The organism is Rothia sp. HMSC069D01 (assembly GCF_001810135.1).
GTDB lineage: Bacteria > Actinomycetota > Actinomycetes > Actinomycetales > Micrococcaceae > Rothia.
The window spans coordinates 23,219-37,641 of record NZ_KV800076.1 but is presented as its reverse complement, the minus strand read 5'-3'; the positions used below and the strand labels follow the sequence as shown (position 1 = coordinate 37,641).

The 14,423-nt window shown below is 60.8% G+C and carries 12 protein-coding genes; 6 read left to right on the top strand and 6 right to left on the bottom strand.

Annotated features, from left to right (window positions below; all coding sequences use genetic code 11):
• Positions 1-95: 95 nt before the first annotated feature.
• Together HMPREF2710_RS00220 and nth are read right to left on the bottom strand one after the other, a co-directional pair.
• On the bottom strand, positions 96-875 hold the full coding sequence (locus tag HMPREF2710_RS00220) for an NUDIX hydrolase (protein WP_049360386.1): 780 nt from the start codon (positions 873-875) through the stop codon (positions 96-98).
• A gap of 50 nt (positions 876-925) precedes the next feature.
• Entirely contained in the window at positions 926-1,852 is a 927-nt protein-coding gene (gene nth / locus HMPREF2710_RS00215; protein ID WP_070598899.1) for an endonuclease III, read from the bottom strand.
• 149 nt (positions 1,853-2,001) lie between these two features.
• Between nth and aroQ the strand changes: the two genes are divergently transcribed.
• A complete protein-coding gene (gene aroQ, locus HMPREF2710_RS00210) occupies positions 2,002-2,442 on the top strand; it encodes a type II 3-dehydroquinate dehydratase (protein ID WP_044150130.1) in 441 nt (146 codons plus the stop codon).
• A gap of 116 nt (positions 2,443-2,558) precedes the next feature.
• Here the strand turns inward: aroQ and HMPREF2710_RS00205 are convergent, their stop codons facing one another.
• Positions 2,559-3,737, bottom strand: coding sequence for a MarP family serine protease (locus HMPREF2710_RS00205; RefSeq protein ID WP_049363374.1), 1,179 nt, complete (start codon positions 3,735-3,737; stop codon positions 2,559-2,561).
• 487 nt (positions 3,738-4,224) lie between these two features.
• On the opposite strand from HMPREF2710_RS00205, the gene HMPREF2710_RS00200 reads away from it, so the two are divergent.
• Positions 4,225-4,902 carry a Crp/Fnr family transcriptional regulator gene (locus HMPREF2710_RS00200; RefSeq protein WP_012902921.1) on the top strand — a complete coding sequence of 226 codons (678 nt, stop codon included), beginning with the start codon at positions 4,225-4,227 and terminating at the stop codon, positions 4,900-4,902.
• 159 nt (positions 4,903-5,061) lie between these two features.
• On the opposite strand, the gene HMPREF2710_RS00195 is transcribed toward HMPREF2710_RS00200, so the two are convergent.
• The 3 genes from HMPREF2710_RS00195 to HMPREF2710_RS00185 form a co-directional block, all read right to left on the bottom strand.
• Positions 5,062-6,231, bottom strand: a complete 1,170-nt coding sequence (locus tag HMPREF2710_RS00195) for an NUDIX hydrolase (RefSeq protein ID WP_070598897.1) — start codon at positions 6,229-6,231, stop codon at positions 5,062-5,064.
• Positions 6,224-6,706: a RidA family protein gene (locus HMPREF2710_RS00190; protein ID WP_049363379.1), complete on the bottom strand. Its 483-nt coding sequence runs from the start codon at positions 6,704-6,706 to the stop codon at positions 6,224-6,226. Before HMPREF2710_RS00190 ends, HMPREF2710_RS00195 begins: the two co-directional genes overlap by 8 nt.
• Positions 6,707-6,891: 185 nt before the next feature.
• Positions 6,892-7,095 carry a DUF4177 domain-containing protein gene (locus HMPREF2710_RS00185; RefSeq protein ID WP_005504647.1) on the bottom strand — a complete coding sequence of 68 codons (204 nt, stop codon included), beginning with the start codon at positions 7,093-7,095 and terminating at the stop codon, positions 6,892-6,894.
• 166 nt (positions 7,096-7,261) lie between these two features.
• Between HMPREF2710_RS00185 and HMPREF2710_RS00180 the strand changes: the two genes are divergently transcribed.
• The 4 genes from HMPREF2710_RS00180 to HMPREF2710_RS00165 are packed head-to-tail and all read left to right on the top strand — an operon-like array spanning position 7,262 to position 14,394.
• Complete coding sequence (locus tag HMPREF2710_RS00180; RefSeq protein WP_049351940.1) at positions 7,262-9,406, top strand: transglycosylase domain-containing protein; 2,145 nt, start codon at positions 7,262-7,264, stop codon at positions 9,404-9,406.
• A gap of 40 nt (positions 9,407-9,446) precedes the next feature.
• A complete protein-coding gene (locus HMPREF2710_RS00175) occupies positions 9,447-10,466 on the top strand; it encodes a metallophosphoesterase (protein ID WP_070598894.1) in 1,020 nt (339 codons plus the stop codon).
• Entirely contained in the window at positions 10,466-12,505 is a 2,040-nt protein-coding gene (locus HMPREF2710_RS00170) for an ABC transporter ATP-binding protein (RefSeq protein WP_070598892.1), read from the top strand. Before HMPREF2710_RS00175 ends, HMPREF2710_RS00170 begins: the two co-directional genes overlap by 1 nt.
• Complete coding sequence (locus tag HMPREF2710_RS00165; protein WP_070598889.1) at positions 12,505-14,394, top strand: ABC transporter ATP-binding protein; 1,890 nt, start codon at positions 12,505-12,507, stop codon at positions 14,392-14,394. Before HMPREF2710_RS00170 ends, HMPREF2710_RS00165 begins: the two co-directional genes overlap by 1 nt.
• Positions 14,395-14,423 lie beyond the last annotated feature (29 nt).

The following is a 14,423-nucleotide window of genomic DNA, read 5'->3' as shown; positions in this document are numbered from 1 at the left end:
TTCATTCAAGCTATCTGCCGCCCCTATTTGCGCACTATTCTGCACCCTGTATCCGCTGGTCAGGTATTTATTCCAGCCGGTTTTACTCCTCGTAGTTACTCCTCGTAGCCGGGTGCCGGGCGCATCTTTTTTGTATCCCAGGGCACGGTCCAGCCGAGCGAGTCGAAGATCCGGTCCAGTAGAATCGCGGTGAATCCCCACACGGTGAATTCTTCGCCGCCGGGCATGCGCACCTCGAAGGCGGGGGTGCGGTGTGAAGTGCGGCCGTGTTTGACGTAGGCGGTGTGCCGGTTGGCGGGGTTGAGCAGGTCACGCACGGGCACGCGGGCGATGAGCGCGGACTCGTTGTGGTCGACGACTTCGACGGGCACGGGGCTGTTCCACCAGGCAAGCACGGGGGTGACCATGAAGTTGCTGATGGGTAGCGGCAGGGTGTGCAGCTGGCCGAGGATCTGCACGCCGGCGGGGTCTAGCCCAGTTTCTTCGACCGCCTCGCGCAGGGCGGCGATGTGGGCGACGGGTTCGCCGGTGGTTTCGGCGTGCGCGTAGTCTTCAGGGTCGATTTTGCCGCCGGGGAAGGCGGGCTGACCGGCGTGTGAGCGCAGGGTTGCGGCACGCACGAGGAGCAGTACATCCAGGTCGGCGCTGACGTTCTCGGGGCAGCCTTCAAATTCGCCGGTGGAGGGCGAGTTGTCGAGCACGCCGAAGAGAATCAGCACGGCGGCTTCTTTGTTCAACGGGCTGGCGGGTGCGCTGCTTAGCAGGGCTTGGACGTCGAATTCCACGCCGCCCTCTGCGAGAGCCGCCAGTGCCTGCTGGGCGGGGTGCTGTGCCTCCTGCCCCGCCTGTTCGGGTTGTACCTCGGGTGCGCTCATCTGTGTACCTCTCTTCTGTGCGGCTGCATTCCGGTTTGGTTCAGTCGCCGTTAGGCGCTGAGCGGGTAGCCTTCTGCCATGAGTTCGCGGCGGGTTGCGCCCTGCAGGAATCGCAGGTGCAGGTCTTCTCGACCGGGTGCCATTTCGTATTTCATGAGTTTACGTGCTGTTTGTTCGTTCGTCTCCCCGGCTCCATAGGACGGGCAGAGGTCGGCAACGGGGCATACACCGCAGGCGGGCTTTTTGGCGTGGCAGATGCGGCGGCCGTGGTAGACCATGCGGTGTGAGAAGAGCGTCCAGTCTTTGCGATCGATGAGTTCGGCGACGTCTTTTTCGACCCTTTCGGGGGCGTCTGCGGTGGTGAACCCCATGCGGCGGGCGAGGCGGCCGAAGTGGGTGTCTACGGTCAGTCCGGGCACGTCGAAGGCGTTTCCGAGGACGACGTTCGCGGTTTTGCGGCCGACTCCAGCGAGTTCTACGAGCTCTTCGAGGGTTGAGGGAACCTGCCCGTTGTGGCGTTCTACAAGCTGCTGGGAGAGGGTGATGATGGAGCGTGCCTTGGCGCGGTAGAAGCCGAGGGACTGAATATAGGGTTCGACCTCTTCGGTGCGTGCGGAGGCGAGCGCGGCAGCGTCCGGGTAGCGTGCGAAGAGAGCACCGGTGACGGAGTTGACGCGCACGTCGGTGGTTTGTGCCGAGAGCACGGTGGCGATGAGCAGCTCGAAGGGGTTGTCGAAGTCGAGTTCTGCGACGGCGTAGGGGTAGGTTTCGCCGAGGATGCGGTTGATTTTGCGGGCGCGGCGCACGGTGGCGAGGTGGCTTTCGGGTGCGCGTGCGTTGAGGCGGCGGGCGGCGGCTGCGGCTTTGAATTCGGGAACGAATCGGATCTGCAGGAGCGATTCGGTGTTCTGTGCCGCAGCGTTGCGTGCTGCAGTGTTCTGTGCGCCCGCTGCGGGCTGGGTGGCGTTCTCGGTCATAGCGCGAGGGTACCGGGCTTGGGTATGTGGGCGGTAGCGAGGTTCACCGTACTTGGCTCGCTCGCCCATCATTTTCTGTGTCTCATCTTTTTTTGGGCAGTTCGCGCCGACTAGCGCTTGGCGGGCGCCTACTGTGCCACACTGGTTTTATGTCAGATACGATTTTTGTGCTTAATGGACCGAATTTGAACCTGCTTGGGCAGCGCCGCCCCGAGGTGTACGGCTACACCACTCTGCACGATATTGAGCGTATGGTGCGTGAACGCGCGGCGGATCATGGTTTTGATGTTGAGTTTATGCAGTCGAATCATGAGGGGGCGCTGGTGGATGAGATTCAGCGTGCTCGCACTCGTGGCGCGGCGATTATTATCAACCCGGCGGCGTACACGCACACCTCGGTGGCGCTGCACGATGCGTTGGAGGCGGCTGAGCTTCCGGTGGTTGAGGTGCACCTGTCGAATGTGCATCGCCGCGAGGAGTTCCGTCATCATTCGTTTGTGTCGCCGCAGGCTACCGCGGTGATTGCCGGTGCGGGTGCGTACGGCTACGTCATGGCGGTTGATTTCCTAGCGCAGCACCTTGCGGAATAGCAGCGCAGCATTTGGCAGAATAGCCCCGCCTATCCCCCTCGCTCAACAATTCAGCGTTAAATAGTTCAGGCTCCCGTTCCTCGCTAGAGGTTCGGGAGCCTGAATGTTTTTACTCGTTACTTGCGGCAGGTGCCGGTGGAGACTGCGGCGGTGTTGTCGCCGCCTTCTGCCAGTGCATGCTTGAGGGTGCTTGCGGTGATGGCGTATCCGGCCTGGCCGGTGGTTGCCTTACCGAAGATCACGCCGACCACGTTGCCGTTTTCGTCGAGGACGGGGCCACCGGAGTTGCCGTGCTGCACGTCGGCTGCCAGCTGGTAGACCTGGCGCATAGCGTTGGCGCGGCCGGTGTCGGCGTCGATGGTCTGGGTGTTGCCGATGCCCTGCACGGTGGCGGGTAGTGCCTTGAACGGGCCGCCCTTGGGGTAGCCCATGAAGGTCACGAGGCTACCTGCGGTGGCGTTGGTGCCGATGTTCAGCGGTGCGAGCGGCAGCTTGGGAACGCTAATGAAGGCGAGGTCCTGTTCGGTGTCCATGTAGACGACGGTGCCGGGCCAGGTGCGGCCGCGGGAGTCCTGTACGACCGGGGAGGTAACGCCGGCGACCACGTGGGCGTTGGTGACGACCAGGCCGTTATCCGCCACGAAGCCGGAACCGGTGGAGGTGTAGCCGCACTGCTCGGCAGCGCCCAGAATCTCAACCACGGAGGCAGCCGCCCGGTCCAGTGCCGCGGATTCTACGGTCTGGGTGGGGGCGCTGGTTTCGGGGGCGATGAGTTGGCTGACTTCCGGAATGGTTCCGAAGGCGAGCACGTCATTGCGTACCGTGTTGATGCGGTCCTTGACGACCTCGGGGGTGGAGGCGACCATCCAGGAGAGGGTCTTGGAGTCGCTGAGCGCAGTGTTGAGCTGCGGGATGGGTACGGTGCGCATGGAGATGGTCAGTACGACCATGACCAGGGCGCAGGCGGCGAGGTTCAGCACGCCGCCGAAGAAGCGTTCAATGCCCTTGAGCGGGGTGATATCGGTGACGCGGCGGATGGTGCGTCCGGCAAGGAGGCCGAGCCACTGTCCGATGGTCAGGCAGATGATGAGCACGCCGACGGCGGTAATGAGGCTCCACTGTGATCCCACGGATGCCACGGCGAGGGGTACGAGCCAGGCTGCGGCGCAGACGCCCAGGCCCAGGCCGAGGAAGGTTCCGAGGGTGGTGAAGAATCCGCTGCGGACTCCGGCGAGGAAGTAGAGCAGCAGGATGATGGGGATAGCAATATCAAGCAGGTTGATGCCAGTCGTCATGACTAATTGCCTCCTTGGTGGGTAGAAGTGGTCACGGTGTGCCCATTGTGGTTGGTGCGGGCTGTGCCCGGTGAGTGTGGTGGCGCGTTGACACCCGGTGGTGGGTGCGGCGGGCTTGTGTACCCGAAGGTTTCGGGGCCGGGTTTCTGCCTCGTCGCATCGTACCGCGTGTGGAGGCGGGAGCCTCCTTGTCATGAGGGCGTCAGCGTGCTTGGTACCGATAAAAGTACACACCTGAATGCCTGATATTAGGTGGTGAACCTGTGGGGAAGCTTTGAATTTACTCGAAAGAAATAACTTTTGTTGTAAAGCTCGCTGTATCGGAATGCATAAAGCGCTTTTTTAGGGTACGCTCATATCAGTTGAATATGTCACACTAGCTTGAGCCTTCTCACATTTCAGATGTTGAGACGCATGACACCGGTTCGGGCTCACTCACTGAACATTTACGAGTTTCGGCTCATCACCTCATATCTAGGAGAACTTTATGGATCTCGAGATCCTCCGTCGTACCCCTCTCTTTGCTAACCTCGACGACGCAGCATTCGCTCTGCTGACCGATGACATTCAGGAGATTGACCTCTCCCGCAACGCTGTCCTCTTCTACGAGGGCGACCAGGACGACCAGCTCTTCGCGGTGCTCTCCGGTAAGGTCAAGCTGGGTCGCACCGCCGCTGACGGCCGCGAGAACATGGTCGCAATCATGGGTCCCGGTGACGTCTTCGGCGAGATGGCTCTCTTCGATCCTTCGCCCCGTTCGACCAACGCTGTGGCTGTCTCTGAGACTCGCCTGGCTGCCATCAAGCACGAGTCCTTCAAGCGTGCACAGCAGCTCGATCCCACTATCTCCGATCAGGTCATTAAGACTCTGGCTCGCCGCCTGCGCCACGCTAACGAGGCACTGGCTGACCTGGTCTTCTCCGACGTTCCCGGCCGCCTCGCTAAGGCACTGCTGGACCTGGCTGACCGCTTCGGCCGCCCCGCGACCGACGGTGTGCTCGTTGCTCACGAACTGACTCAGGAAGAGCTGGCACAGCTGGTTGGTGCATCCCGCGAGACCGTGAACAAGGCTCTTGCCGAGTTCGTTTCCCGCGGCTGGATCCGCCTGGAGGCACGCGCAGTTGTCATTCTGGACCTGCCCCGCCTGCGCCAGCGTTCCCGCTAAAGCCTCTTTGAGTTAGGGTATTCTAGGTCGCCCTCGCTGAAAGACACGCGACTTAAAGAAATCAGGAGCCGTTTCCCTCTGCATGGGGAAACGGCTCCTGATTTCTTTAACGCTTCATCGTACGGGCGAGCATTGCTGCAGCTCGTTAGAGCACGCCTGTTAGTGCACACCCGCTGCGCCGGTGTACACGCTACCGGTGGTTGCCGGAACCACCTCGGTGAAGGAGAGCATGCACGCGCCATTGTGGGTCACGAGCACGGGCTTCTTCACCTCAATATTGCGGCGTTTGGACAGCCATGCCACGGAAGTCTGTGCCTTCGCCAAAGATTCGAGCAAGCTCATCACGCCGGGGGTGATGAGCTGGTCGAGGGTACGGCCCACCGTGTTAGGCTGGCCGATGCGGTCACCCAGTTCGCTGGTGTCCTTGGCTTCGAGCAGTTCACGCACGTTCAGCCAGTCACCCCACACACCCTTGCCGAGCAGTAGCTTCGGGTCCTGGCCCACGGGCAACGCCGCGGTGAAGTAGGCGATATCGTAGCGCTTGAGGAAGAAGTCCGGGGACTGCCAACGCGCGACCGGGCGTAGCAGGTCAGCGCGCACGCTCAAACCGCTGGAGGTCAAGAAGTCAGAGAAGCTCTTGTCCTGCTCGGCAACTGCTTCACGCCACGCCATGAACTCAGGGGTGCTGGAGCGCTCCACGACGTCCTGTTCGTCCTCGCCGGCAAGCAGAATGCCGGTCTCTTCAAAGCATTCACGCACGGCAGCCATGACGCTACGGCGTGCCTGCGCAATATCGGAGAAGTGGAATTGGTCCTGCCAGTAGTCGGCGCCGGGACCCACCCAGGAGGCGGACTCATCATCACCGGGAAGAGCCGTACCGCCGGGGAAAGCCACCACGCCCAGCGGAGAGGTGCCGGGACGGTAGGTCAGAATCGTTTCGAGACCGTTCTCGCCGTCGCGCACAAAAATGACGGATGCCGCCTGGCGCATCGTGCAGCCGGTCGCACCTTCGTTACCGCCTTCACACCAGCTTTCGGCGGCGGTGCGCATGAACTCGGGAATCGTGTAGAGACGCTGAATGGCTGCGGTGCGCGGACCTGACTGGCGGCCGGTAAACATGCGGGGGCGTTCCACGCCTTCAGCCGGGGTGGGGGTGCCGAAGCGGCGTTCCTGCACCGGCAGGGGCAGAGTCTTGATATCCTGTGATTCGCCGGATCCGTGACCGTCTATACCGTTCACCGTCTTTTGGGCGCCACTTTGTGCTGCCCGCTGAGCCTGGGCAGCACGAATAGCAGACAGCGGCAGTGCGCCGGTGTACAGATTAGACATATTCAACAATGATCTCGACCTCTACGGGCGAGTCCAGGGGAAGAACGGGAACGCCGACGGCGGAGCGGGCGTGCTGGCCTGCCTCACCGAAGATTTCGCCGAGCAGTTCGGATGCGCCGTTAATGACGGCGGGCTGAGCGGTGAAGTTCACCTCGGATGCCACGAAGCCGACAACCTTCACGACGCGCTGCACGCGGTCCAGGTCGCCAATGACGGACTTGACCGCTGCCAGGGCGTTGAGCAGGCTGATACCCGCGTACTTCTTCGCATCCTCGGGGGTCACGAAGCCTTCAGCGCCGGAGTCGGAAACCTTACCGGTTTCGGGCAGAGCACCCTCAACGAAGGGCAGCTGACCGGAGGTGTACACGTAGGAGCCGGACGTAACAGCCGGAACGTAGGCTGCAACGGGGGCGGGTGCTACGGGCAGTTCGTAACCGAGTTCGCGGATACGTGCTTCAATACGGGATTCAGTCATGATTACTCCAGAAGGATGGCGGGTGCTGGCACCCAAACGGTGATAGGGGAAATGCCGTAAATCTAAACGCTACTGATATTCAGGCAGCTGTTAAATGGCTAACCGGCGGTCTTCCTCATCTATTCCCGCGCTCCCCTAGTTATAGGAGGGCCGGGATAGCGAGGTGACCGCCGGGTACGCTGCTCTTAGTCAGCCTTCTCGCGCTTAAAGTAGGCGATGGGGTTGCCCTGAGTCGGAGCGACCATGTTCGACGCGGGGGTTGCGCCAGCAGGTGCGGATGCGCCGGGGAGAACAGTTACGAGCTCCCAGCCGTCTTCACCCCAGTTGTCGAGGATTGCCTTGGTCGTGTGGATCATCAGCGGTACAGTTGCGTATTCCCATTTCTTCATACCCTCTAGACTAGCTTTCAGGGTCGAATAAGTAAAAGGGATTTACTATGGTTTCGGTCAATGTCCGGCGCTTTTGGGGGCTTTATTCTCAGGGCTGAGGCGCCCACCTCCCTGTGGGGTGCCGAACCGGACTTCCTCTCACAGCTTCATGGGATAAACTGAATGAATGGCTTCATCTAAGAAAACCCGTGCGCGTCGCCGCCCGGGAGATTTTTTGCAGTTCCTCGCGTTCAGCGTGATTGCCGGTTTCCTCGCGGCAATTATTGTCGTACCCCCGGCAGTGAGTGCCGGTATGGTCGCGAACGCGTCGATGTCATGGTTCCAGGACCTTCCTGACGACATTGCCGATGGCATCTCCTCCCGTCCTTCTACTATTTACGCTGCTGACGGCAAGACCGAAATCGCAACCTTCTTTGAAGAGAACCGTGAACCGGTCAAGCTGGATCAGATTTCTCAGCACATGAAGGACGCTATCGTCTCAGTGGAGGACCGTGACTTCTACAACCACGGTGCGGTCTCCGCTATCGGTATTGGTCGTGCGTTCCTGAACAACATCATTAACTCCAACAGCGGTCGCCGCCAGGGTGCTTCCACCCTGACCCAGCAGTACGTCAACAACCTCATTGTTGACTCCGCTGTGGCTCGCGGTGAGGACGCTACCGCGACCCTGAACGGTAACAAGACCTACGCCGCAAAGATTCGCGAGATGAAGCTTGCGATTTCTATGGAGCAGAACAAGTCCAAGGACGAAATCCTTGAAGGCTACCTGAACATCGTGAACCTTGGTGGTTCGAACTACGGTGTTGAGGCTGCTGCACAGTACTACTGGGGTATTTCCGCTAAGGACCTGAACGTGGCTCAGTCCGCGCTTCTTGCCGGTCTGGTGCAGGCACCGAACGTGTACGATCCGACCGTGAACCCCGAGCTCGCCCGTGAACGCCGCGACATCGTTCTGGGCACTATGCTCCGCGACGGCAAGATTACCGATAAGGAATACAGCGACGCTATCGCCAGCGACATTAAGCTCAACGTCCACCCCAAGTCCCAGGGTTGCTCCCTGGCAGGTGATAAGGCGTTCTTCTGCCGCTACGTGGTCAACTACCTGCTGCAGGATGAATCCCTCGGCGCAACCGCTGAGCTGCGTAACACCGCCATCAAGCGTGGCGGCCTGAAGGTGATCACCACCCTGAACCCCGAGGCTCAGACCGCGGCTAAGCAGGCAGTGGACTCCACCCAGCCCGCAGCAACCAACTGGAACGACGTGAACTCCGCCCTGACCAGTGTTGAGCCCGGTACCGGTCGCGTCATCGCGATGGCACAGAACACTGAGCTCGGCACCCCGGCTGACGCAAACGACCACTCCAAGACCGAGTACAACTACAACGTTGATAGCGCCTACGGTGGTACCCGCGGCTTCCAGCCCGGTTCGACGTTCAAACCGATTATTCTGGCTCAGTGGCTCATCAGCGGCCGCGGCGCTAACGCTACCGTGAACGGTACCCAGCTGTTCTGGCCCACCAGCTTCGGTTGGAACGCCAAGTGCTACGAGGGCGGTAAGTACTACTACACCGGTCAGCCGAACGGCTGGTCCTACAAGAACGCGTTCAACGGTGGCCTAGGCTACAACACCGCGGCGTACGGTATTCGCCAGTCGTTGAACTCGTACCTGTACGGCATGCTCTCCCAGCTTGACCTGTGCGATGTGCACGACCTGTCCATCAAGATGCACGCCCTGGATGGTACCGGCGAACCGCTGCACAGCATCCCCGACCTGGGTACCAACATTGGTGGTACCAAGTACGGTATCTCTCCGCTGACCAGCGCATCCATGTACGCTATCTTCGCTTCTGAGGGTAAGTACTGCACCCCGCGCCCCATCGAGAAGATCACCAAGACCAACGGTGAAACCATGAAGGAATACCAGAACCAGTGTGAGCAGGTTCTGGATCCGGACATCGCGAACGGTGTCAGCTGGGTTCTGAAGGGTGTTATCCAGCCTGGCGGTTCCGCTTCTCAGCGCGGTATTGGTCTGCCGAACGGTTCGGCTGCGAAGACCGGTACGAACGATAACTCCTCCCAGACCTGGCAGGTTGGCTACACTCGTGGCCTGTCCACCGCGTCTTGGGTTGGTTCTAACAACCTCGGCTTCCGTTCCCTGAACGGTGTGGGCATTAACGGTCGTGTTCTGAACTATGTGGATGGTGCGACCTACGCCGGTGCTCAGTGGCAGTCGTTCATGAAGACGATCGCACCGAAGTACAACACGAAGGACTTCACCACCCCCAGCGATAAGATTCTGTCGTACAGCTAGAATCACAGCTCATCAGCTGAAGCCTGAAAGGCGATTGATAATGTGTGAAAACGCAGTCAACGCCCGCGTCCCCGTGGCGGTCCCCGGCGCACGCGGCTCCTCCCCGCTCCTGAAGAAGGTAGCGGGGGCGGTAGCCGCCACTGCAGCTTTGGGGGCCGCCACGGCGGCGTATGGGCACTTTATTGAGCTGAACAATTTTCAGCTCCGCACCGAGTCCCTGCCAGTACTGCCCGCCGGTAGTCCTGACTTCAGGATTCTGCATATTTCGGATATGCACATGATCCCGGGCCAGCAGAAGAAGATTGATTTCATGCACTCGCTGGCTGCCCTGGAGCCGGATTTGGTGATGAACACGGGCGATAATCTCTCCCACGTGGACGGTATGGGTCCGCTGCTGGAGGCGCTCGACCCGCTCATGGACTTCCCCGGCGTGTTTGTGCCCGGCTCGAATTGCTATTTCGCGCCAGTGTTCAAGAACCCGGCGCGTTACCTGTGGCAGCCGCGCACCCCGCAGATGATTGAGGAAGGCTCACGCGTGGCCCTGCCCATTGAGCGGATGCACGACGCCTTCGAGTCGCGCGGCTGGACGGGCCTGATCAACCGCTATGACACGCTGAGCCTCAAGGGTCTGCGCCTGGAATTCTCCGGTGTGGATGACCCGCACCTGCGTTACGATGAGCACCCCGGATTCGCTCCCGGCGCCTTCGATGAGGGGAACGAGCCGAGCGTCCGTATCGGCGTGGCACACGCCCCCTATATGCGTACTCTGCACCGCTTCGTGCAGGACGGTGCGCAGGCTATTTTTGCCGGTCATACGCACGGCGGTCAGGTCTGTCTGCCCGGCGGTCATGCCCTGGTCAGCAATTGCGATTTGCCGCCTTCGCGTGCGAAGGGTGTCAGTGAGCAGTCCGGTATTCCGGTTCAGGTTTCTGCCGGTTTGGGTACCTCTCGTTTTGCGCCGGTGCGTCTGTTCTGCCCACCGGAGGCAATCCTGGTGACCCTCACGGCTCGTGATAAGGAGCAGGGCGCCTCCGCTACCTCGGCGGGTGGTCGTCTCTAATGTCTGAGGTTTCTACAGCGCGCACGACTAAGCGCCGCCGTAATCCTTTCCTGGAGACGGCGAGCGAACCGACCCCCGACCCGATCGACTACGCGCACGGTCAGCGTGCCCCGCGCACCCTCGCCGCGTATGCGCGTTCGATTCGTGTGCGCTGGGGCGTGGGCCTGCTCGTGGCGTTCGGTGCCGGTGCCCTTGAGATTTCCATCCCGCAGATGTTGCAGATTATTGTGGATCATCTCTCGCAGAGCACCACCGAGAGCGCCATCTGGATTGCCGGCGGCCTGGTGCTTCTGCTGGGTATTGCGCACGCCTCCTTCATGTATTGGAGGCGCTGGCTGATTGTGGACCCGACCTCCACAATTGAGCTGTCCATGCGCATGAACTTCTTTGACCGCCTGCTCAGTGCCCCGCTTTCTCTGTTGGACCGTTGGCCCTCCGGTCAGTTGCTGACCCGCTCCATGAGCGATTTGGGGACGATTCGCCGTTGGTTGTCTTTCGGTATTGTTCAGATGCTGACTGTTGCGGTGATGTTCCTGGTCGGTGGCTTCTTCATGCTGCGTTCTTCGCCGTCGCTCGCGCTAGTGTTCGTGGTGACCGTGCCTATTCTGGTGCTGTCACTGGTGAACTTCACCCGCAAGTACTACCGCGCTTCACATGAGATTCAGCAGATGACGGGCGATCTCTCCACTCGTATTGAGGAGTCGGTACGCGGCATCCGCGTGATTAAGGCGCTGGGTCGCTCCCCCGAGCAGATTCAGGAATACTCCGAGTCGGTGGATGCTCTGCAGGTGCGCGAGTACGGCAGGTCGATGCTTGTGGCTCGTGTTGCCCTGTACCAGGGGCTGATTGTGGGTGTCTCCACGGCGGTGGCGCTGGCTGTGGGCGCTTCGCAGGTTGCGGCGGGCACCTTGAGCTTGGGCGCGATGACCGCCTACTTTGCGGTGCAGACGACCGTGCTCAGCCACGTGACACGCTCGACCGCGCTGATGTCTGCCTATTTGAGCTATAAGGTGGCGCTCGAACGCCACAACGAGGTCATGGACGAGCCCGGCTTTGAGGCCGTGCCGCTGGTTCGTGGCTCCGCGGCTGTGTCTGGGCCCGAGCATCCGCAGGGTGCTTCTGATTCGTCAACAGTAGCTGGAGTGTCCGCTCAGGGCGGCTCCGGGAAGGAAACTATGCAGTACCCCAGCGGTGGCGCAGTATCTGTCACTTTCGATCACGTTCAGTTCAGCTACGATGCTGCCAAGGTGCCGGCTGAGTCTACCACTGAGGCGAATTCTGAAGTTGCTTCTGAGACGAAGGCACCCGAGGTTTCCGTGCTGAAGGACGTAAACTTCAAGGTCTTCCCGGGTGAGATTCTGGCGCTGGTGGGTGCAACCGGTAGCGGCAAGTCGACCGTACTGTCGCTGGTTCCGCGTTTCTACGAGCCGACCTCCGGTTCCCTGCGTTTTGGCACCCGAGACACCGCTGACATGTCTATTGAGGAGGTGCGCGCCCAGACCGCGTTCGTCTTTGAGGAGGCGGTGCTCTTCTCCGGCACGGTCCGCGAGAACGTACTGATGGGCGTTGCTGAGCAGTACGAGCACGGCACCGAGGATGAGGACTACCCCGCCGCAGAAGAGCTGGAGGCGACCCTCCAGACCGCGCTACAGCTGGCTGCATGCGATTTCGTGGCGGAGCTTCCGCAGGGTCTGGATACCGTCATTGGTGAGGAGGGTCTGAGCCTTTCGGGTGGTCAGCGTCAGCGTCTGTCGTTGGCGCGCGCTTTGGCGAAGCGCCCCTCCATACTGCTGCTGGATGACCCGTTCTCGGCGCTGGACGTGAACACAGAGGAGCGTATTATTACCGGTCTGCGTGAGGGTCTGGAGGGCCTGGGCGGCGCTACGACCCTGTTGACGGCGCACCGCCCCTCCACCGTGGCGTTGGCGGACCGTGTGCTACTGATGGTTGATGGTGCCGTGGTCGCCGAAGGCACTCACGCTGAGCTGATGGACTCTTCGGAGCAGTACCGTCAGCTGATGACGATGGAGGAGGGCTAATGGCCCATCATCGTCCGGCGGAGCCGCGGGAGCAGATGAGCCCGCAGGAGCGCGCGGAGACCCGTGAACGCTCGATGGCTCTACTGCGCCAGATGTTGCGCCCGCACCGTGGGGCGTTGGCTCTGTCGATTATTTCGGTGCTTTTGGTCTCGGGTTCCTCGGCGATTGCGCCGATTCTGATTGCCCGCGTCCTGGATAGTTCCATTGAGCCGCTCAAGCAGGGTGACGTTTCTCCCCTGCTGACCCTGCTGGTATTTTTTGTGGCGGCTACCGCGGTGACCGCGATTTTTTCGTGGGTCAACGTGGCGTACACGGTGCGTGTGTCGCTGGGCGTGGTGGTGTACCTGCGTAAGCGGGTGTTCCGCCACGCGCAGTCGCTGAGCGTGTCGTTCCATGAGCGGTACACCTCGGGCAAGGTCATTTCGCGTTTGACCAGCGATATTGATACGGTCCGCAGCTTCTTGGACAGCGGCATCAGCCAGTTGGCGATTACCTTGCTGTCCATGGTGATTTCTGCGGTCGCTATTTTCCTTCTGGATTGGCGTATTGGTCTGTTCATGCTGGTCATGGGCGTACCGATTTACTTCTTGACGCGCTGGTTCCAGAAGACCGCGGTGCCGGTTTTCCGTACGATGCGTACCGAGTCTGCGCATTTGACGAGCCGTTTTGTGGAGACTTTTACGGGTATCCGTGCGGTGAAGGCGTTTGGTGCGGAGGCGCAGATGCGTTATGAGTACGCTCAGGCGTCGGAGCGTTACCGCCTTGCGGTGATGGATTCCATTAAGATTTTCGGCGTCTACTCACCCGTGCTGATGCTTTTGGGCAATGTGTTTATTGCCGGTGCGCTAGTGCTGGGTGGTTATGCGGTGCTGGGCGGCACCATGCAGATCGGTACCCTGCTGGCGCTGGTGATTTACGCGAACCGTGTGTTTGAGCCGGTCATGCAGCTCTCTGAGTTCTACAACATGTTCCAGTCGGCGATGTCAGCGCTGGAGAAGCTGTCGTCGTTCTTGGCTGAGGAGCCGGAGGTTGCTGAGCCGGAGGTTGCTGAGCCGGAGCATCCGCATGAGCGGGCTGTAGAGTCTGTAGCTGAATCTGCTACTGGCGTTACTGAGGGCGCGTCCGGCACGGTTCAGGGCGCTCTGGTGGAGCTGGATTCGGCGGTCTTTGGGTACACTTCGGATCGTCACGCGTTGAAGGAGACGAGCCTGCGCATTGAGCCGGGTACGACCGTGGCGCTGGTGGGTGCTACGGGTGCTGGCAAGTCGACTATCGCTAAGCTGGTAGCTCGTTTCTACGATGTTTCAGCCGGTCAGGTGCGTATTGACGGCGTGGACGTTCGCCAACTGGCGGATGTGCAGCTACGCCGTGAGGTGCTCATGCTGACCCAGGAGGTGTTCCTGTTCTCCGCGTCGATTCTGGAGAATATCCGCATGGGTAACCCGCAGGCATCCGATGAGCAGGTGAAGGCTGCCGCGAAGGCGGTGGGTGCTGACGCGTTCATTGAGCGTCTGCGTGAGGGCTACGAGTCGCAGCTGGGTCGCGGCGGTATTACCCTGTCGGCGGGTCAGCGTCAGCTGGTGTCCTTTGCTCGCGTGTTCTTGGCGAATCCGCGGGTGCTGATTCTGGATGAGGCGACGGCTTCGCTGGACATTCCGAGTGAGCGCGCGGTGCAGGCGGCGCTGCGGACCGTGTTGGCGGGGCGTACGGCGCTGGTGATTGCGCATCGCCTCTCGACGGTTCTGGGCGCTGACCGCGTGCTGGTGATTCATGAGGGCTCCGTGGTGGAGGATGGCTCCCCGCAGCAGCTGATTGCCTCCGGTGGTCGTTTTGCGGCGATGTACGCCTCCTGGGATGAGCTGAATCAGGTTCAGGAGGCTGAAGCGTAGAACCTTTATGTGCCCTCCCCCCGACCGGT